Below are 21796 nucleotides of genomic sequence, written 5' to 3'. Positions count from 1 at the left end.
TGCGGCTCTTCCGACTTGATGGGGGTCTGGTGTGACCGATTGGGTTCGTGTCGGTGACTGATTGAGGGCTCGCGCCCTTGTCAACTGGGTGTTCTCTACGCATCCAGAGCAAAGGCGCGAGCATGTCTGACAATAGTGGTTCCCTGCTGCTTGGACTCGACGGCATCACCGTGGAGTCCGTGCAAGTCGATGACGGCGATGTCCGCATCGTTGAGGTGGGCACAGCGCTCGAGTGGGTCGGGATCTGCCCGGACTGCCGAACCAGATCGTCGCGGTCGAGGGGTTGGGTCACGACTCGGCCCCGGGACATCAAGATCGGTGCGGACCGGCCGCTGATCATGTGGCGAAAGCGGAAATGGTTGTGCACCAACACCTCCTGCGAACGCAGGTCATTCACTGAGTCGACGCCGTCGATCCCGCCGCGGGCTCGGGTGACGGTGCGAGCCAAGGCGGAGATGGCCCTGGCGGTCCTCGACGACGACCGCTCGGTCAAGGCCGTCGCCGCCGCGTATGGCTGTAGCTGGAACACCTGCCATGACGCGGTGATCGCCACCGCGGATCCGGTCCTGGCCGGTGAACCGCCCCCGGTGCGGGTGCTGGGCATCGATGAGACCCGCCGCGGGAAGGCCAAGTGGGAGACCTGCCCGGAGACCGGGGCCCGGGCGTGGGTGGACCGCTGGGACAGCGGCCTGGTCGACATCACCGGCGCCGGCGGGTTGCTGGTCCAGGTCAACGGGCGTGCCGCGCGGCCGGTGACCGACTGGCTGACCCAGCGCGAGCAGGCGTGGAGGGACGGGATCGAGTTCGTCGCGATCGACATGTCGGGGGCCTACGCCAAGGCCGCCCGCGAGGCGTTGCCGCACGCGAAGCTGATCGTGGATCGCTTTCATCTCGTGAAGAAGGCCAACGAGATGGTCGATCGGGTTCGCCGCCGCGTCACCCAGACCTACCGCGGACGCCGCGGGCACAAGAGCGATCCGGAGTGGATCAACCGCCGCCGGCTGCTGCGCGCCGCCGAACGGCTGACCGACGATCAACGCCACACGCTGTTCGAGAAACTGACCTGCGCAGACCCCAACGGGGACATCGCGGCGGCCTGGATCGCCAAGGAACTGCTGCGAGATGTGCTGGCCTGCACCGACCGTGGCGGTCTGCGCTACGAGATCGGCGACGCGCTGTACCGGTTCTACACGTTCTGCGCGGCGTGCTCGGTACCCGAGATCGTCAAGCTCGCCGAAACCATCTCCGCGTGGCAGGAACCGATGATCCTGGCCATCACCACCGGGCTGTCCAACGCCCGCAGCGAGGGCTACAACAGAATCGTCAAACACGTCGGCCGAATCGCGTTCGGATTCAGAACACCGGACAACCAACGCCGCCGCGTACGGTGGGCCTGCACCCGCCAATCACGGCGAGCGCCATCCAGAACCAGGCTCCGCCCCTGCTAAGTCGGAAGAGCCGGTAATGCGAGTTCCGAATTCTGCTGCCGGATCAGCTCTTCAGCTTTCGGTCTGGTGAGGAGCATTGATTTCATCGGGACCCGTACCCGATTCGCCAACAGCAGACGTTCCAGCACCAGGCTCTCGGCCACCGCTGGGTTCTGTTCCAGAGTCTTGTTGGCGATGAAACCGCCCACGACCTTGCTACTGACCGGCGCAGGGTCCAGGAGGACAAGGCTTTGGATGTCGCAACCACGGCGTTGTAGTTCGATCGCCACTTCATGCGCGACGGCCCCTCCGAACGACCAGCCGAGAATCCGGTAGGCGCCGTGCGGTTGGACAGTCTGCAGCCTGTCGGCGTAGCACTTCGCCATGTCACGGATACTGGCCGGGTCACTTTCTCCATCCCCGGACATTTGGTTGATACCGATGATCGGACAATCCAGATACGCAGCCAGGGCGCGATATGACCAGCTCAGCCCGAATACATCGTGGATACACCAGATCGGAGTGCCGTTGCCTTCTTGAAGGACTTCCACCGGGACGACTTCAGTCGCGTTGTCATGCCTGCCGATCTGCCGGCTGAGGCTTCGCACCGACGGCGCGAGGAACAAGGATCGCACCGCCAGATCGGCATCCAGTGATTTGTTTATCACGGCGACAACCCGCATAGCAGACAATGAATCTCCACCCAGGTCGAAGAACGAATCATCCACGCCGACCCGCTCCAGACCGAGGACCTGGGCATAGATATCGGACAGGACCTCCTCGGTCTGAGTCGTGGGTGCGCGGTATCCGTCGCTGAGATCGGTGTAGCCGGGCGCCGGCAGAGCGCGTGTGTCGAGTTTGCCGTTCACCGTCAACGGCAGTGCGTCAAGGGCCATGACCACGGCGGGCACCATGTAGGTCGGCAACCGCTTGGCAAGCTCAGCCCGCACATCCGTCAAATCCGCTGAGCCAGTGACATAGCCGATGAGGCGCTTGTCGCCGGCGCCGTCTTCTCGAGCGATGACCATCGCCTGCTCGACCCCGTCGATTTCAGCAAGCGCGGCGCGCACCTCGGCCAATTCGATTCGATATCCGCGGATCTTGACCTGCTCGTCAGAACGACCGACATAGCGGAGTTGCCCGTCTGAACCCCAGCGCACCAGGTCGCCCGTGCGGTACATCCGCGCCCCCGGCGCACCGAAAGGACATGCCACAAATCGGGACGCGGTCAGGCCGGTCCGGCGCCAGTATCCGGTCGTCACCGCCCCGCCGGCCACGTACAACTCGCCTGTCACTCCCGGGGGCACCGGGCGCAGCAACGTATCCAGGACGAACATGGCCGCCCCGGGCAGGGGTGAGCCGATCGGCGCACCCATTCCCGCAGTCAACGGTGCGCTCATCGCGACCCACACGGTCGTCTCGGTCGGGCCGTACGCGTTGATCATCACTCGCCCGCAGGACCATTGATCCACGACGTCTGCCGGGCAGGACTCGCCGCCTACCAGTACGTCGGCCGATTCCAGAGCGCCCGGCGAGATTGCCTGCAGGGCCGAGGGTGTCAGGCTCACCACCGTTGCGCTTTCCGCCAGCAGCAGTGCCTCGAAGTCTCTCGGCGAGCGAGTCACGTCCTCAGGCACTACTACCAACCGCCCACCGTGCAACAATGCGCCCCAGATCTCCCACACCGAGAAGTCGAAAGCGTAGGAATGACACTGAGTCCAGGTCTGACCAGGCGAGAGATCCAAGCCGACATCGAGTGAGGCGAACAGCCCGATAACATTGCGATGAGTTACCGCAACTCCTTTCGGCCTGCCGGTCGTACCTGAGGTGTAAATGAGGTAGGCGATATCGTCGGTGGCCGGTGAGGGCAAACCGGTACAGGGGTAGCTCTCGATTGCCGGGTCATTGATGTCAATGACGTGCATTCCATGGCCGTCCAACCGGCCCGCCAGCGCGGCTGTCGTCACCGCAACAACCGGCGCGGCATCAGCCACCACGAACTCAATCCGCACATCAGGATGCAGCGGGTCGATCGGCAGATAGGAGGCTCCAGCTTTGAGCACCGCCAACAGCGCCACAATCGCCTCCGCGCTGCGCGAGAACAACAGTGCGACGTGCTGTCCGGGACCCACTCCGTGGCCAACCAGACTGTGCGCCAACCGGTTCGATGCTCGATCCAACTCCGAATAGCTCATCGACCGGCCGTTGACGGTCAACGCCGCCGATTCCGGTGCCCGCTGCACACACTGCGTGAACGCCTCCGGTACCGATACGCATGGGTATTCTTGTCGCTCCAGCAGCGCCCGATTACCAGCCTGATCCAAACGCGCGCGCTCGTCGCGATCCAGTAGATCCACCGACGAAAGCCTGCGCGTCGGGTCCGCAATCATGGCCGCGAGGACCCGTTGCAGCCGATCGATCAGCGTCCTGATGGTCGACTCATCGAATACGTCGGCCCGATACTCCATCGACCCGCTGATCCCGGCAGAATCGCCGGTCTGGGTCCAACGTTCGGCCAACGAAAGCACCAAGTCCATCCGCGCGGTGTGGGTGTCGGCCACCAGTGGGGTGACCTGCAGGTCGCCCAACCTCAGGTCCTCGACGACGGCCTCTGTCGGGCGCGCGAAGTTCTGCCAGGCCAACATCACTTGCACGACAGGATGGTGTGCCAGGGTGCGGGTCGGGTTGATGCGGTCGACGAGCACCTCGAAGGGCACATCCTGATGCTCGTAGGCGGCCATGCTGCGATCCCGCACCTGACCGACCAACTCGGCGACTGTGGGGTCACCGGCAACATCGACCCGTAACACCAGCGTGTTGACGAATACGCCCACCAGATCACCGAGGGCAGGATCATCACGCCCGGCGATCGGAAAGCCGACTGCTACATCGGTATTGGCGCTGAGGCTCGACAGCAGCACGGCGAGCGCCGCCTGGACAACCATGAAGTTCGTTGCGTTGTGATCGCGAGCCACCGCACGCAGTCGCTCCTGGAGCTCCGCGGGCCAGTTCAGCTCCACACTCGCGCCGCGATAGTCGGCTGCCGGCGGGTAAGGCCGGTCTGTGGGCAACTCAAGCCGCTCGGGCAACCCCGCCAACTCTCTTTCCCAGTATGACAATTGGGCCGCGATCGGGCTTGCGCCATCAGTCAGATCGCCCAACTGCTCGCGTTGCCACAACGTGTAGTCGACATACTGGACAGGCAACGGTACCCACCGCGGTTGGGCTCCGCGAGACCGACTCTCATAGGCAACGCCCAGATCTGCGATCAGCCGGGCCATCGACCAGCCATCCGCCGCGATATGGTGCACCACGGAACCAAGCACATACTCATCTGGAGCGAGCTCGAACAGGCGTGCAATGAACGGAATCTCGGCGGCCAGATCGAAACAATGCCGCACGGTTGCACCGACCGCCTCGCGCAGTTGGTCTGAGGACCAGCCGACCGCATCAACGACCTGCCAACGGAAATCCGCGTGCTCGGACGGCACCACCACCTGCTGAGGCACTCCGTCAACCGCGGGGAATATTGTCCGCAAGCTCTCTTGCCGGGCAACCACATCGACAAGGGCTGCCCGTACCGTGTCGGGATCCAGCTGCCCACGTAGCCGCACCGCCACCGGAATGTTGTAGATCGGCGACGGCCCGTACAGCTGTTCCAGGAACCAGAACCGACTCTGCGCGAAGGACAACGGAACCGTTGCGGGCCGTGGCCCAGCGACCAAGGGCTTATGCGTACTTCCGTTGCCGCCGATGCGCGGTGCCAATTGGGCAACCGTCGGCGTCTCGAACAACATGCGCACGGCGATCTGTGCGTCCAGGGACTTGTTCCCAGCGGCAACAACCCGCATCGCCGACAGGGAGTCGCCGCCCATGTCGAAGAACGAGTCGTCGACGCCCACGCGCTCGACCCCGAGCACGTCGGCATAGATCCCGACAAGGATCTCCTCGACAAGAGTGGCCGGGGCCCGGTACTGCGCCGCCTTGTACTCGGGTGCCGGCAACGCGCGGGTGTCGAGTTTTCCGTTCGATGTCAGTGGCAGCGCGTCAACCACCATGAGCGCCGCCGGAACCAGGTAAGCCGGCAGTCGCGCTGCCAGCGCACCTAACGTCCGGTCGGGGTCCGCGGCGCCAGGGGCTGATTCGACGACGTAGCCGACCAGTCGTTTGTCGCCAGGACTGTCCTCGCGCACCACCACAGCCGCCTGGTCTATCCCATCCAGATCGGCCAAGGCGGTTCGGACCTCACCGAGTTCGATGCGGTAGCCGCGGATCTTGACCTGCTCATCGGCACGGCCCAGGTAACGCAACTGTCCATCGGCGGCCCAACACACCAGGTCCCCGGTGCGATACATCCGGGTTCCGGATCCCCCGAAGGGGCAAGCCACGAACCGTGACCCGGTCATCGCGGACCGCCCCATGTATCCGCATGCCACGCCGCGACCTGCCACATACAACTCTCCGACCACCCCCGCGGGGACCGGGCGCAACCATGGATCGAGTACGAACAATGCCGTCGTGGACACCGGCCCACCGATCGGGACGACTCCCGTGCCCGCGGTCAGCACTGTGCTCATCGACGCGTAAACCGTCGCCTCGGTAGGGCCATAGGCGTTGATCACCACGCGCCCCGGCGCCCAGCGGTCCACCACGTCACCCGGACAGGATTCACCGCCCAGGAGCAGCGCTGTCGCTCCCAGGCCGTCCGGCGAGAGTGCCGCCACGGCCGACGGGGTCTGAGTCAGCACATTGACGTGCTCAGCGACCAGCATGTCGTGGAACATCTCCGGTGAACCGGCGACGTCTTCGGGCACCACGACCAGCCGCCCGCCGGTCAGTAACGCAGCCCAGATTTCCCACACCGAGAAGTCGAACGCATACGAGTGGCATTGTGTCCAAACCTGATTCGTCGGCAGGCCAGCAGGCATCGAGACGGCGAGGTGAGTGAGGTTCTGATGCGTGATCCCCACCCCCTTCGGGGTGCCGGTGGTACCCGAGGTGTAGATCAGGTAAGCGATCTCGTCGGCCGCGGGTGCAGGCAAGCCCGTGTTCGGGTAGCCGTCGATGCGGGGATCATCGATGTCGATGACCAACAGGTCGGCTCCGTCGAGCCGGTCCTTGTGCGCTGCGGAGCTGATCACGGCACTCGGAGCGGCATCGGCGAACATGAACGCAATGCGTGAGTCCGGATGGGCGGGGTCCATCGGCACGTACGCCGCGCCGGCCTTGAGCACCGCCAGCATCGCCACGATCGCTTCGGTGCATCGGTTGAACAGCAGCGCCACATTCTTTCCGTGCCCTACGCCATCACTGACGAGTAAGTGCGCCAACCGATTCGATGCCTCGTCGAGTTCTCGGTAAGTCATCGATCTGCCGTCGGAGGTCAGCGCCAACGCCTGCGGGGTGCGTGCCACCCGTTGGGCGAACACCATCGGGACCGACACCGCTGCCGCGGATCGGGTCAGCGCTGCGCGGTTACCGATTTCCGTCAGGCGGTCGCGCTCGCCGGCGGCGAGCAGGTCCACCGAAGAGATCCGCAGCGCTGCATCCGTGGTCACTGCCGCCACCACCCGCTGCAACCGCTCGATCAACGTTTCGATGCCGGCCGCGTCGAACACGTCGGTGCGGAACTCCACCGAACCGACGATGCCGTCGGGTTCTCCGGCCCCGGTCCACCGTTCTTCAAGGGAGAACGCCAGGTCCATGCGTGCCGCCTGGGTCTCGGCAGGCAGTGGATTCACTTGCAGGCCACCCAGGAGCGGCTCAGCTGCCGGCTCCCCGCCGTCTCGTCCCCCGAGGTTCTGCCACGCCAGCATCACTTGGACCAGCGGGTGGTGGGTCAGGCTCCGGATCGGGTTGAGCCGATCGACGACCACTTCGAACGGCACGTCCTGGTGCTCGTATGCGGCCAAACTACGTCGGCGCACCTGAGCGATGAGCTCCTCGATGGTGGGATCGGCGTCGAGTTCGACCCGGAGCACCAACGTGTTGACAAAGAAGCCCACGAGATCGTCGAGCGCCGGATCACGCCGTCCGGCGATCGGGAAGCCGACTGCCACATCGCTACTGGCGCTGAGTTTCGACAACAGCACGGCCAATGCGGCCTGCACCACCATGAAACTGGTCGCGTTGTGTTCACGCGCCGCACGCGCTATCTGCTGCTGCAACTCAGCCGGCCACGCCACCGCCACGCTGGCACCGCGATAGTCGGCCACTGGCGGGTATGGCCGGTCGGTCGGTAGTTCCAACCGCTCGGGCAGCCCGGCCAACGCCTGCTCCCAGTAGGCCAACTGCTTGCCAATGCGGCTGTCATCGTCGGCCATCTCGCCCAGGTGATCGCGCTGCCACAGTGTGTAATCCACGTACTGCACCGGCAACGGCGTCCAGTCCGGAGCCTGCCCTGCACATCTGCTGAGATAGGCCACACCGAGATCGCGAACCATCGGCGCGATCGACCAGCCGTCAGCAGCGATGTGATGGACCACTGCCACAATCACGTGTTCGCTCTCGCTTACGCGGAAAAGCGTTGCACGCAAGGGTATTTCGTCCGATAGGTCGAAGCAGTGTCGCACTGTCGCATCGACAGCCTCGCCGAGCCTCTGGGCCGGCCAACCACGGGCATCGATCACTTGCCAGCTGAATCTGGCTTCCTCCGCAGGCACCACGATCTGCTGGGGCAATCCATCGGGCGCTGCGTACAGCGTGCGCAGGATCTCATGGCGCCCCACCACATCGGCAAGCGCCGCCCCGAGCGCGTCGGTGTCCAGCGCCCCGTCTATCCGGTACGCGGTGGGCATGTTGTAGACCGGTGACGGGCCTTCCAACTGATGCAGGAACCACAACCGCTGCTGGGCATAGGACAGCGGCACGACCACGGGCCGCTGTTGGACCGTCAAGGGCGCGCCCGCCCGCTGCCGGGCATAGTCGATGATCCATTCCGACAACCCGGCGACGGTGGGCGCATCGAACACGACACGGACTGCGATGTCCACGTCCAGACTGGTGTTGATCGCGTTGATCAGCCGCATGGCTGTCAGTGAGTCTCCGCCCAGGTCGAAGAACGAGTCGTCGACGCCGACGCGCTCCAGCCTCAGCACCTGGGCATAGATCCCGGCCAGGATCTCCTCGGTGGCCGTACTCGGGACCCGGTAGCTGTCGACGTCGATGTACTCCGGTGCCGGCAGCGCGCGCCTGTCGAGTTTCCCGTTGACCGTCAACGGTATTGCGTCGACCACGACCACGGCTGCCGGCACCATGTACCCGGGCAATCGCTGCGCGAGCAAGGCACGGACAGCGGCCGGATCCGCGGTGCCCGTGACATAACCGACCAGCCGTTTGTCGCCGGGCCGGCCCTCACGGGCCACGACTGCGGCCTGATTGATCCCATCCAGATCAGCCAGGGCAGACTGGATTTCACCCAATTCGATCCGATAGCCCCGGATCTTGACCTGCTCATCAGCGCGGCCGAGATACTGCAACTGCCCGTCGGAACCCCAACGGACCAGGTCCCCGGTGCTGTACATTCGCGCTCCGGCATCACCGAAGGGGCACGCCACAAACCGCGAAGCGGTCAATCCCGCCCGGCGGACGTATCCAAACGCCACACCACGTCCCGCCACGTACAACTCCCCCACCACGCCCGGCGGGACTTCCCGAAGCCACCGATCCAACACGAACACGGCAGCTCCCGGCACCGGCACACCGATCGGCACTACACCTGACCCGGGCTGCAGAGGGGCGCTTATCGTGGCATACACCGTCGACTCGGTCGGCCCGTAGGCGTTGATCATCACTCGCCCTGAGTCCGCCCATTGATCCATCACTTCAACGGGGCAGGCCTCACCGGCTACCACCAACGCCGCCGACTCCAAGCCCCGCGGCGAGAGCATCCCCACCGCAGACGGGGTTTGACTCAGAACACTGACCTCGTGCTCGATCAGCAGTGCGTGGAACTTTGCCGGTGAGCTCGCCACCGCTTCGGGGACGATCACCAGCCGACCGCCATGTAGCAGCGCGCCGAAGATCTCCCACACCGACACATCGAAGGAATAGGAATGCCACTGAGCCCACGCCCGTGGCGACAGATGGTCGTCGAGGGATGACAGCAGCTGAGTAACGTTCCGATGAGCGACCGCGACCCCCTTCGGCACACCTGTGGTCCCTGAGGTGTAGATCAGGTAGGCAAGGTCGTCAGGAGCAGCTACGGGCAGTGGCGTGAAGGATCGCGCTTCAATGCGTGGGTCATCGATATCGACCACGGTCACGCCACAGCCGTCCAGTCGCCCAGCCAGACCCGCAGTGGTCACAACTGCGACCGGTTCGGAATCAGCAAGCATGAACCGGATCCTCGCGTCGGGGTGCATCGGATCGATCGGCACATACGCCGCACCCGACTTCAACACCGCAACGATGGACACAATCGCTTCAGCACAACGGGAGTACAGCAACGCCACACACTTACCCGGCCCGGCGCCGAGACCTACCAGCCACTGCGCCAAGTGATTCGACGCCTGGTCCAACTCCCGGTATGTCTGCGTGTGGTCCCCGCACACCAGTGCCGGCGCGTCGGGTGTGGACGCCACCTGCTGCGCGAATCGCACGGGCACCGACACCGCTGGAGCTCCGGCTCTCGTCAATGCTGCGCGGTTGCCGACCTCGTCCAACCGGGCGTGGTCGACAATGTCCAACACGTCGACCGACGACAACGTCCTGGCCGGGTCTGTCGTGATCGCCACCAGCACCCGCTGCAACCGCTCGGCCAACACCGCGATGCTCGTCGCATCGAACACGTCGGTGCGGTACTCCACCATCCCGGAGATACCCGCAGGCTCACCGTCCTCGCTGAAGCGCTCGCCCAGCGAGAACACCAAATCCATACGCGCTGTGGAGGTTTCCGCCGCCAAAGGTGTGGCCTGAACATCGCCCAAGACCGAGTCAGCAGCACCGTTGGCCGGCCGGGTGAAGTTCTGCCAGGCCAGCATCACCTGAACCAACGGGTGATGGGCCAGCGACCGAGTCGGCTTGAGCCGATCCACCAGTACCTCGAACGGCACATCCTGGTGCTCGAGCGCGGCCAGGCTGCGCTGCCGCACCTGCTCCAGAACCGCTCCGACGGTGGGATCGCCGTCCAGATCCACGCGCAGCACCAATGTGTTGACGAAGAATCCCACCACCTGATCGAGCGCCGCATCACCACGACCCGCGATCGGAACTGCCACGGCCACATCAGAAGTCGCGCTGAGCTTCGACAACAACATGGCGAGCGCGGCCTGCGCCACCATGAAGCCGGTCACGCCATGGGCATGCGCCACCCGCGTCAGTTGCTTCTGCAGCTCGGCAGGCCACTCCACTGCCACACTGGCACCGCGGTGATCGGCCGCCGGAGGATAGGGGCGGTCAGTAGGTAGTTCCAGACGCTCCTGCAGCCCGGCCAACGCCTGCTCCCAGTACGCCACCTGGCCTGCGATGCGACTGTCCGAATCGCCCAACTCACCCAGATACCCGCGTTGCCACAGGGTGTAATCCACATACTGCACCGGCAACGGCGCCCAGTCCGGCGCATTGCCTGTGCATCGAGCGGCATAAGCTCTGCCCAGATCTGCCACCAACGGTGCAATCGACCAACCATCCGCGGCGATGTGGTGCACCACCGCCACCAACACGTATTCATCGGCATCGGCCCGGAAAAGAGTCGCTCGCAAAGGAATCTCGTTGGCGAGATCAAACGACTGAGCTACCGCCTCCCCGATAGCCTCCGCCAACTGGCCGTCGGACCATCCGCCGACATCGACCACCTGCCAACCCAGGTCGACTTGGTCTACCGGAATGACCCGCTGCCGAGGAACTCCCTCGACCGCAGGGAACACCGTTCGCAGAGACTCATGGCGGTCCATCACATCGACCAGGGCTTGGCCGAGCGCAGCGACATCCAACCAACCACTTATTCGGTAGGCCACCGGCATGTTGTAGATCGGCGAAGGGCCCTCCAGTTGGTCGAGGAACCACAGCCGCTGCTGGGCGTATGACAGCGGAATGACCGCCGGGCGTTGTTGGGCCACCAACGGCTCATGCCGACCCGAACTCTCATCGGCACGTGCCGCAAGCTCTGCCGCCGAAGGTGTCTCGAACACCGCCCGCACCGCCAGATCAGCACCCAGACTGGCATTGATCGCATTGATCAAGCGAGTCGCCGACAGCGAGTCCCCACCCAGGTCGAAGAACGAGTCATCAACCCCAACCCGCCCCAAACTCAGCACTTGGGCATAGATCCCGGCCACGATCTCCTCGCTGGGAGTGCTCGGAGCTCGATAACCATCAATGTCGAGATATTCCGGCGCCGGTAACGCTCGACGGTCGAGCTTGCCGTTGACCGTCAATGGCAAGGTATCCAACACGACCACCGCGGCGGGCACCATGTAGCCGGGCAACTGCTGTCCCAACGCCGCACGGACTACGCCTGGATCAAGGGCCCAGTCGACCAGTTCGGTCACATACCCGACAAGGCGCCTATCCCCCGGCTGATCCTCCCTGACGATCACCGCCGCCTGGCCTACCCCATCGGCTTCGGCCAAAGCGGTCTGAATCTCACCCAACTCGATGCGATAACCACGAATCTTGACCTGCTCATCAGCACGCCCCAGATACCGCAACTGTCCATCGCCACCCCACGACGCCAGATCACCGGTCCGATACATCCGCGCCCCGGGCCCACCAAATGGACACGCCACAAACCTCGTCGCGCTCAACCCACCACGACGCCAATAACCACACCCCAAACCGGCACCGACCACATACAGCTCGCCCACCACACCAACCGGCACCGGCTGCAACGAGACATCCAGCACAAAGAAACCAAGATGCGCCAACGGCACACCGATCGGGCTAACGCTGCCCTCGGCATCACCAGCCACGATCTCCCGGAAGGACGCGTGCACCGTCGTCTCAGTGATCCCATACATGTTGATCAACCGCGGCGGACCCGGATGACGATCCAACCAACCCCGAAGACGCTGTGGTTCAAGCGCTTCCCCACCAAAGACCACCGTCTCCAACTTCAACTGATCACCAGGTCCAGGCTGCAACGCATCCACAGCCTGCAACGCATAGAACGCCGACGGAGTCTGACTCAACACAGTCACCTGCTCGGCGATCAACAACGCCAGCAAGTCCTCCGGAGATCGCGTCACCGATTCGGGCACCACCACCAGCCGGCCTCCGAACAGCAAAGCCCCCCAGATCTCCCACACCGAATAGTCAAACGCCAACGAATGACACTGAGTCCAAACCTGACCCGCCAGACCCAACTCCACATCCAACGTCTCCAACAACCGGACCACATTGGAATGAGTGATTGCCACACCCTTCGGCCGACCCGTCGTCCCCGAGGTGTAGATCAAATACGCCACATCGTCAGCCGTATCCGCATGCGTCGACAGCGCGGAACTGGGTTGCGCAGCGATGTGCGGATCGTCGACATCGACAACTGCCACACCGCAACCGTCCAGCCGCCCAGCAAGTCCCGGAGTCGTCACAGCCACAACCGGTGCCGCATCGCCGAGCATGAACTGCACCCGCACATCAGGATGCATCGGATCGACCGGCAGATATGCCGCCCCGGCCTTGAGCACGCCCAAGATCGACACTATCGCCTCGGAGCACCGCGAGAACAAGAGCGCTACGCGCTGGCCTGGCCCTACGCCCAGACTGATCAACCAGTGCGCCAGGCGATTCGAAGCCGCATCCAGCTCCGCATATGACATCGAGTGGCCGTCGAATGTCACCGCTACCGCTTCGGGGGCACGCGCCACCTGCACGGCGAACAACCCAGGAATCGAAAACGACACCGGAAGCTGCTCGGTCAACACAGCACGATGCCCCCAGCCGAAGAGCTCGTCGTGCTCGTCTTCGTCCAGGAAATCCATCGACGACAACCGCCGACTCAGATCAGCGCTCATGACATCGGCTCCGTGTTTCTGGCGGCGATTGTTCGTCCTGATGCATCGGCCTCTCCTACCGCGAGATGCACCTAGAGCCCGGGGGCCCGTTACCTATCGGAGCCCTGGGTCTGCGCCAATCTCTCGCGCAGGGTCCTCGGACGGATATCCGGCCAGTTCTGCTCGATGTACTGCAGGCACGCACCGCGGTCCGCTTGTCCGAATACCACCCTCCAGCCGGCCGGAGCCTCCGCGAATGTCGGCCACAGACTGTGTTGTTCCTCGTCGTTGAACAAGACAAGAAAACGGCCGTTGTCGTCGTCAAACGGATTGATGCTCATTCGGTCCTCCCCCCGCGCCGAGTCGACCAACGAAGACGCGTTTGACGGTCAGCCTGCGATGCGGTGGTCCCCCACTTCGCGTCCGCGGTTGTGTCACTATCGGTCCACTTCAGCAATGCTTCGATAAGTTGCAGGATGCCAGCATATCCACTCGTCTTTGAATGGGGTGCAGAAATCAACGATGAAGCAGGTTCTGTTTCTGAAAACGGCCATTTCAGCTCCCCACGCGACGCATCCGTCACATTGGAGCAAATACCTACCGAATTCTCCGGCAATCGTGCGCCGCCTGAACGGCGATGTCGGCAAGGCTCCGGCCCACTCGTACGGCAGCCGCCCGGGCGATCGATCAAACCTGCAGTCCGACGAGGCTTCCTACCGCATGCGACACAGCGCGCCCGCGGGGGCGGACCACGCAAACTCGCAGGTTATGCACTACTAAAACGTATGCCTCGCATCTGGGGCGGCACGAATCGGTGCGTCGGCGACCGGCGCCGACCAGCGCGACGCCAATGACGCCGATGTAGTTCAATCCAGCGAAGTGCAGCGTGCCGGCACCGACGTCGACAACCGCACCACGGGGACGTGGAGGGCGGTAGCCACAGGCAACTGCCAAGATCCGACAAGTTCAGCAAATCTCGTGCGCGATGCCCTTCGCGATGCGGAGGCGGGTCTTCCCGGTCGCTATTGCGTTGGCCATCTCCGCTCAGCGCGGTTCCGGTAACGGCGCTTTCGGCCCGTCGAATTCAGTTTGCGATTGCAAAGAATGGCGAACTTCAATCAGCACGCGTGCAGGCATGCTAAATCACAGTTGAAGGGCCTCGCCCCAGACTTTTGAGAGGTGGGGCGCCATCGCGGTCGCATCCAGATGGCCGGGACACACACCGCGCCCGATTGCCGGCCGTCAAGCTTGGTGACAGCTCGGTATCCTCCTCGGAGATATCCGACGAAAGTTGATCTGTGGGGATGAAACGAATGTCTACACGTGTCGAGCAGTTGGAGTTCCAGGCGGAGGCACGCCAACTCCTTGAGTTGCTGGTCCACTCGGTGTACTCCAACAAGGACTCCTTTCTCCGAGAACTCATCTCGAACGCCTCGGACGCCCTGGACAAACTCCGCCTCGAAACACTGCGGAACAAGGAACTGACCGCTGACACCTCCGACCTCCACGTCGACATCGAGGTGGGTCGGGATCCACGGACGTTGACGGTGCGCGACAACGGCATCGGGATGACACACGAGGAAGTCGTGGAGCTGATCGGCACTCTTGCGAAGTCAGGTACCGCGGAGCTGCGGCAACAATTGCAGGAAGCCAAGAAGGTGGCCGACTCCGAGGAGTTGATCGGACAGTTCGGCGTCGGCTTCTACTCCACTTTCATGGTGGCGGACAAGGTCGAACTGCTCACCCGCAAGGCCGGCGAGAGCGGGGCGACCCGATGGGTGTCGAGCGGTGACGGCACCTACACCATCGAAGACCTCGACAACGCACCGCAGGGCACGTCGGTGACGCTGCATCTCAAGCCCGTCGATGTCGAGGACCAGCTCCACGACTACACCGCCGAATGGAAGATCCGAGAGCTCGTCAAGAAGTACTCCGACTTCATCGCCTGGCCTGTCCGGATGCAAGTCGAGCAACGCACTCCCGCCGCCGAAGAAGGCGGCCCGGACACCGTCACGGTCGAGACTCAGACGCTCAACTCCATGAAGGCGTTGTGGGCCCGGCCGAAGGACGAGGTCTCCGACGAGGAGTACCACGAGTTCTACAAACACATCGCCCACGCCTGGGACGACCCACTCGCCGTCATCTCGATGAAGGGCGAGGGTAACTTCGAGTACCAGGCCTTGTTGTTCATCCCGTCACACGCCCCTTTTGACATGTTCACCAGGGACGCCAAGACCGGGGTCCAGCTCTACATCAAGCGCGTCTTCGTCATGGGCGATTGCGAAGAACTCATGCCCCGCTACCTGCGCTTCGTCAAGGGCGTGGTGGACGCGCAGGGCATGTCACTCAACGTCTCTCGTGAGATCCTGCAGCAGGACCGGCAGGTCACCGCGATCCGTCGCAGGCTGACGAAGAAGGTCCTGTCGACCATCGCGGACCTGCAGTCCGGCAAGCCTGACGACTACCGCACCTTCTGGTCCCAATTCGGCGCCGTCCTCAAAGAGGGTCTGTTGTCGGACCTGGACAACCAGGACACATTGCTGCAGGTCTCCTCGTTCTTCTCCACGTTCTCGGACGCCGAGAACACCGAGCGACTCACGACGCTGGCCGACTACGTCGGACGCATGAAGGACGGCCAGGAACAGATCTTCTACGCCACGGGACCATCTGCCGAACAACTCTCGAAGTCACCGCACCTGGAGGCCTTCAAGGCCAAAGGTTACGAGGTGCTGCTGCTCACCGATCCGGTCGACGAAGTCTGGGTCGGTTCGGTGCCGGAGTTCGACGGCAAGCCGCTGCAGTCCGTTGCCAAGGGTGAGGTCGACCTCGATTCCGATGAGGACCGGGACGCCCACAAGGCAGAGCGGGAGACTCAGGAGCAGGAGTTCGCCGACCTGCTGGCCTGGCTGAAGGAAACGCTGACCGAACGCGTCTCGGAAGTGCGACTGTCCAGCCGTTTGACCGAGTCTCCGGCATGCCTCATCACTCCGACGTTCGGCATCACGCCGACGCTTGCCCGCATGTACCGAGCCTCCGGACAGGAGGTTCCGACCGGAAAACGGATACTCGAACTGAATCCGAGCCATCCGCTCGTCACCGGTTTGCGCCAGTCGCACGCGACGAGCAAGGACGACGCTTATCTGCATCAACTCGCCGAAACGGCCGAGTTGCTCTACGGCACAGCCCTTCTTGCCGAAGGCGGAGTGCCCGACGACCCGGCCAGGTTCGCCGGACTTCTCGCCGACCGATTGGCACGCACCGTGTAAGACGCGTCATCGCAGCCGATTCCGACTGCCGTTTCGCCGCAATTGCCAAGTGAAACCGGGCCGAGGCTCGTACCGTACAAAAAATGAGCAACGTACTCGATCTGCTCGATCAGACCATGGTCGACCTCGGACAAGCGACGAGTTCGACGACCCTGCTGCAGGGTGCCTGGCTCTACGACCGCCCGATCGACGCCGAAGGCCTACGCCGGTTCCACGACCATCTTCAGCGGGGACGGCTGTCTCGCTGCATCGCACGGTCACCATTGCCGTTCGGCCGCAGCCGATGGGTCGCGCCCGACAACTCATCCGAACTCGAGATTGTCGAGACAGCCAGGCCGCGTGAGTCATTCGATGACTGGCTCGACGAGCAGGTCAACACTCCACTGGATTGCGAGCGCGGGCCCGGATGGCACCTCGCAGTACTCCCGTTCAGCGACGGCGGTTCAGGCGTGAGCTTGGTCGTCTCGCACTGGCTCACCGACGGAGTCGGTCTGTGGGAGACGGTCGCCGAGGCGGCACGTGGTCACGACGACCCGGTCAGCTGGCCGACGGCCGCATCGCGCGGTCGGTGGAACGCGATTCGCGAGGACGCCGGCCAAACCGCGAGGGATATCCCGGCCATCGGCCGTGCCGTCGTCGCCGCGTTGCGGTTGGGGCGGCAGGGCGGTGACCGCGCCGGAGCCGCCGCACCACCGCCTGCTCCGAGCCACGAAACCGGCGAATCCCACATGCTCCCCACCGCAACGGTCTTCGTCGACGCCGACGAGTGGGATGCCCGCGCACGCGCGCTTGGCGGGACGCGCAACACTCTGCTTGTCGGGCTTGCGGCCCGCCTGGCCCAGCGTGCCGGACGGGTCGCGACAGACGGTTCCGTCGTCGTGACGCTCCCGGTCAACCAACGCACCGCGGACGACACCCGCGCCAACGCGATCAGCGGCGTACGCGCCACAGTCGATCCCGCATCCGCGACGACAGACCTCAGCGAGATCCGGGCCGCGGTCAAACAGGCCCTGATTCGCCACTCGGAGGAGCCTGATCCTCAGCAGGTACTGAATGCGCTGGTCCCCCTCATGTCCGAGCGCGTCCTCAAAGCCGCCCGAGGCGCGACCAGGGGCAATCCATTCAATCTCGTCGGCGCCTCCAACGTGGGTGAGATCGACGACGCTGCCCGACGGGCAGATGGCACCCCCGCCGAGTCTTTCGCCTTGAGGCTGCACCACCTCGGTGTCTCCACGTCTACATTGAACCGGTACGGCGGGGTTCAAACCATGCTCTCGGGAACGGTGGACGGCCGCGTTTTCGTCTCACTGATTTCTTACCTGCCAGGTTACGAAAATTCGAATGCGGAACTGAGACAGGAGCTTTCAACGGCATTGAAGGAATTCTCGCTCACCGGCACCTTTCTTTGAGTCGGGCCCGGTTGCGGGAACTTCCCAGCACCGAACTCAGCAGTGGCGCCGGCAATGCGGGCCTGACCAGGCACAAGAAGCTGCGAAATCGACCGAGCCAGCGATATTGCGGATGTACCCTGAGGCCCGAGAGGATCGTTGCGGGGCCCAGGGGAGATCTCATGAAATCCATGCTCAAAATGCTGCTGACCGGATCCCTCATAATGGCGGCACTCTGGTTGCTGCTGTTCGCGCCGGCAGGCACTCTCCACTACTGGCAGGCATGGCTGTTTTTCGGCGTGCTGGTACTTGCCTCGTGGATCGCGAGCATCTATCTCCTACGCACGGACCCCGCGATGCTCCAACGTCGCATGCCTGCCTCCGAATCACGACCGGTGCAGAAGGCCTTGATATGGGGCGTATATACCTGCTGGATCGCATTGGTCGTCGTCAGCTCGCTCGACCACCGTTTTGGTTGGTCGCACGTTCCCGTGCTGATCTCCGTCCTTGGCTATGCCCTGGTCGTAGGGGGAATTGTTGGGGCAGCACTGGTCTTCGCCCAGAACAGCCATGCGGCCACAACCATACGAGTGGAGGAAAACCAGCCCCTCATCTCCACCGGCATATACGGCATCGTGCGGCACCCGATGTACACGGCCAACACGCTTCTGTATTTCGGTACGCCCCTCGCGCTCGGTTCCTACTGGGGACTCATTTTCGCCATTCCCGCCCCCGTGATATTCGCTCTGCGAATCCATGACGAGGAAACGCTGCTCCAAGAGGAGTTGGCGGGCTACCACAGCTACATGACGAAAGTTCCACACCGCCTAGTGCCACTGGTCTGGTGAACCGCTTCCGATCTGGTGCTGGATCAGACGCGAGCTCGGATCCGAGAATATTCGCTGCGTTACTCATCGAGTTGTCGACCCGAACGTGTAGGTCACTCCCCCATGGAATCGGCCTGTCGCGTTCTGGACGGCGGCCGCTACCAAATCCGATTACCGCACCCACGCGGCGCTGGGCTCGAAAGAACCGGAAAGACGACCGGTCCGACTGCGCGGATGTACGCAGCTAGCTGGGAAGATCAATGCGCAGCATCGAGGTGCCATGAAGTCTTTGATGAAAACTCTGGCCAGCGGCACGCTTGGCGTTTTGACGGTGGTATTACTCGTCTTCCTGCCGGCCGGCACCTTCGATTACTGGCAGGGGTGGGTATTTCTCGCGGTGATCATCGTCTCAGGATGGGTTGCTGGCGGCTACTTCCTGCGTACGAATCCCGCGGTGCTCCAGCGCCGAATGCCGGCTGCCGAGAGCTGTGCATAGTCAGGCGTCGATGATTGGCCCCATTGTCCTGCGGTCGATGCACGGTTGGTTGCCGGCCGATGCAGTATCCGCATAGCTCGGTGGCGATCAGGCAACCGGGCAGCACCTACTTACCACGCACTTTCGTGGCAGGCTATTTCATGGGTGTCGGGTTATCTCTGATGTTCGGGGCCAAGGGTGGGCGGAGTCTTCGCTCCGCGACACCAGATTTCAGAGGCAGCGTCAGTGATTTGAATCCTGTTCACAGCCAGGTTGATTCGACTGCGTCGCGATGCACTCGCGGGCAGGCCCAGTCGTCACCAAACCAGTGGCACGAGCCGGTAGTGCACCTTCTGCGCGTACTCCCCATACCCGGCGAGTTGCTGTCGAAGCAGCTTCTCCTCATCCTGGATACGGAAGGTGTACAGAGTCAGGACCGGAATGAGAACGGCCAGCCCCCACCATGAACCGAGCGCTAGAGGCATTCCCGCCACCATGAGCAGCGCCCCCATGTACATGGGATGCCGCACCAGCCCGTAGAGGCCGGTGGAGACCAGCGTCTGCTCAGACTCGACGGTGATGTTGGCTGACGCGTAGCTGTTTTGGACGATCGTGAAGATCGTGATCACGAGGCCGATCGCGAACATCGCGTTACCGATCCAAGATACGGCGGTGGGCACCGGGGACCAGCCGAAGCGATGATCGAGGCCGCAGAACACGGGCAGCGCGACGGACAAGACTGCGATGACGCCGAGTACGGCCTTCTGCACCGGTCTCGACTCGGCGTTCTGCCCGACGCGCATGCGCCGCTCCACGACCGCCTTGTCCTTTCTCAACAGGTAGACGGTAGACAGAATTGCCATGACCGAGTACACGGCCAGGAAAACCCATGCCTGCCAGTAGTTGAACGTCCCTGCCGGCACGAACAGCAGCGCGCCCAACGCCGCCAGGCCGAGAACTGATTGGATAGCCACCCGAAGATTGGTGCTCATGTCATCCTCCTGGTTGTGCGATTCGGGGACGCTCAAAGATTCGTGCCCGTCAGCGAGAAATCGTTCAATGCGTGTGAAAGATCTTGTCTCAATCGCTCATTCGTGTTGACTCGACCAGGTAGATATGAATGGGCCGAGACAAATACCTGTCCGTTTGCTCTTCCGGAAAGGAACGACTGGGTCCCGCCGAACCGGTGCAGCATCGCCTCTGTCAGCCCGAGGTGCGGGAGAACTTTCACGGCGAAGTAATCGGCGTCCGTACCATCCGCCCGGCCGGCGGCAGGGTTGACCACGCCGAGGTTGGATGAACCGACCTGGTTGGTTGAACCGACACGGGAAGTCGCCCCGAGGAACCGCTTCGGTAACAGCGGAATGATGGCATTCACTGCGTGCTCCTCGTCGGGAACCTCCCCGTGGCGAATCAGCGCTTGTTTGACCGCGGCCCGGATCTCACGCAGGTCCGTGGTCGCCAGTGCGGGGTCAACCGTGACGGCGACGCTGCTTCTCGCGTTGGCGCGGGTATCTCCGTCGGCGCGCTGATTGACCGGCATCATCACGATCACCGATCCGTCTGCACCGACACGTCCTGCGCGATGGGCGAGCCGGGCAGCCAACCCCACAAGAAGGGTGTTGCTGGTCCCACCGAGCGCCTGTGCACGAGAATCCCATTCGTCGGCAGCAACGAGGATCGTTGCCATTGGAACCGGGATCGGTTCGTCGGAAACGGCGGCGGGTGCAGGTGATGGGGTAGTCGGCGAGGTGGCCGAGGTTACGGCTCCGGCGCCCTCCTTGCTACGGCGGGCCAACCGAATCGCGGCGATAACGCCCCGAGCCATGGCGGGGATGTCGCGCACGGTTTGCCAGGTGTCCTGCCTCAGGGCTTGCCAACGACCGCGCGTTGCGGCAGCCGGCCAGCTGATCGGATCGACACGGCCGAGTGCCGCATCAGCCAGTGCCTCACACAGACCGACTCCATCGATGAGGCAGTGCGAGACGACCAAGCTCACACCTGAGCCGCCGTCGGTGAACGGGAGCACGGCAAGGTGCCAGCCGGGTCCGCGCTCGCAATCAAGAGGAGTATTGATCTGCTCGTCGAGCCAGTCGTCGAATTCTTCACGCGGCCTAGCTGTCTCGACAACCTCGAGCTCGGACGAATTATCCGACGCTACCCAGCGGTGGCGACCGAACGAAAGTGGTGACCGCTCGATGCCGCGGGACAATCGTCCCCGCCGGAGATGGTCGTGGAACTGGCGCAGGCCTTCGATGCCGATCGGGCGGTCATAAATCCAGACGCTCTGTAGAAGGCTGTTGATTCCGATCGCCAGACCGAGATCAAACGTACGCTGGTCGAGCACATCAAGGACATTGCTCATCTTTGGAACTGTATCGGCGTTGTATTCGCGCGTCTCGTGTTTGTAAGTGGTCCGCATTGGCGATCACCGTCCCCACGTCAGCCGCTCAACGCTTTTGCGCCAGAGCATCGTTACG

General features: G+C 63.4%; 7 protein-coding genes and 2 pseudogenes. 5 read left to right on the top strand and 4 right to left on the bottom strand.

Annotated elements, in window-relative coordinates:
* Positions 1-61: 61 nt before the first annotated feature.
* A pseudogene (locus tag JOF57_RS29105) lies at positions 62-1448 on the top strand (ISL3 family transposase).
* A 209-nt stretch (positions 1449-1657) separates the two neighbouring features.
* On the opposite strand, the pseudogene JOF57_RS29100 reads toward JOF57_RS29105, so the two are convergent.
* Positions 1658-13246: pseudogene (locus JOF57_RS29100) on the bottom strand (amino acid adenylation domain-containing protein); the annotation flags it as partial.
* A 224-nt stretch (positions 13247-13470) separates the two neighbouring features.
* Positions 13471-13701, bottom strand: coding sequence for an MbtH family protein (locus JOF57_RS29095; RefSeq protein WP_209922863.1), 231 nt, complete (start codon positions 13699-13701; stop codon positions 13471-13473).
* Positions 13702-14673: 972 nt separating this feature from the next.
* On the opposite strand from JOF57_RS29095, the gene htpG reads away from it, so the two are divergent.
* The 4 genes from htpG to JOF57_RS29075 all read left to right on the top strand — a co-directional run bounded on the left by htpG (position 14674) and on the right by JOF57_RS29075 (position 19337).
* Positions 14674-16626: a molecular chaperone HtpG gene (gene htpG / locus JOF57_RS29090; protein WP_209922861.1), complete on the top strand. Its 1953-nt coding sequence runs from the start codon at positions 14674-14676 to the stop codon at positions 16624-16626.
* Positions 16627-16709: 83 nt separating this feature from the next.
* Complete coding sequence (locus JOF57_RS29085; protein WP_209922859.1) at positions 16710-18035, top strand: hypothetical protein; 1326 nt, start codon at positions 16710-16712, stop codon at positions 18033-18035.
* A gap of 161 nt (positions 18036-18196) precedes the next feature.
* Entirely contained in the window at positions 18197-18862 is a 666-nt protein-coding gene (locus JOF57_RS29080) for a methyltransferase family protein (protein WP_209922858.1), read from the top strand.
* Between the two features lie 259 nt (positions 18863-19121).
* Complete coding sequence (locus JOF57_RS29075) at positions 19122-19337, top strand: hypothetical protein (protein WP_209922856.1); 216 nt, start codon at positions 19122-19124, stop codon at positions 19335-19337.
* Between the two features lie 296 nt (positions 19338-19633).
* Here the strand turns inward: JOF57_RS29075 and JOF57_RS29070 are convergent, their stop codons facing one another.
* Entirely contained in the window at positions 19634-20308 is a 675-nt protein-coding gene (locus JOF57_RS29070) for a methyltransferase family protein (protein WP_209922854.1), read from the bottom strand.
* 32 nt (positions 20309-20340) lie between these two features.
* Entirely contained in the window at positions 20341-21738 is a 1398-nt protein-coding gene (locus JOF57_RS29065; protein ID WP_234938278.1) for a WS/DGAT/MGAT family O-acyltransferase, read from the bottom strand.
* Between the last annotated feature and the right edge of the window lie 58 nt (positions 21739-21796).

The organism is Mycolicibacterium lutetiense (assembly GCF_017876775.1).
GTDB classification, from domain to species: Bacteria; Actinomycetota; Actinomycetes; order Mycobacteriales; family Mycobacteriaceae; genus Mycobacterium; species Mycobacterium lutetiense.
The sequence above is the reverse complement of the archived record's forward strand: the minus strand, read 5'-3'. Positions and strand labels throughout refer to the sequence as shown.

Bases quoted from the DNA above. Each gene is read 5' to 3' on its own strand.
- JOF57_RS29085 (WP_209922859.1), top strand. From the start codon at position 16,710: ATGAGCAACGTACTCGATCTGCTCGATCAGACCATGGTCGACCTCGGA.
- JOF57_RS29095 (WP_209922863.1), bottom strand. From the start codon at position 13,701: ATGAGCATCAATCCGTTTGACGACGACAACGGCCGTTTTCTTGTCTTG.
- JOF57_RS29075 (WP_209922856.1), top strand. From the start codon at position 19,122: ATGAAGTCTTTGATGAAAACTCTGGCCAGCGGCACGCTTGGCGTTTTG.
- htpG (WP_209922861.1), top strand. From the start codon at position 14,674: ATGTCTACACGTGTCGAGCAGTTGGAGTTCCAGGCGGAGGCACGCCAA.
- JOF57_RS29065 (WP_234938278.1), bottom strand. From the start codon at position 21,738: ATGCGGACCACTTACAAACACGAGACGCGCGAATACAACGCCGATACA.
- JOF57_RS29070 (WP_209922854.1), bottom strand. From the start codon at position 20,308: ATGAGCACCAATCTTCGGGTGGCTATCCAATCAGTTCTCGGCCTGGCG.
- JOF57_RS29080 (WP_209922858.1), top strand. From the start codon at position 18,197: ATGAAATCCATGCTCAAAATGCTGCTGACCGGATCCCTCATAATGGCG.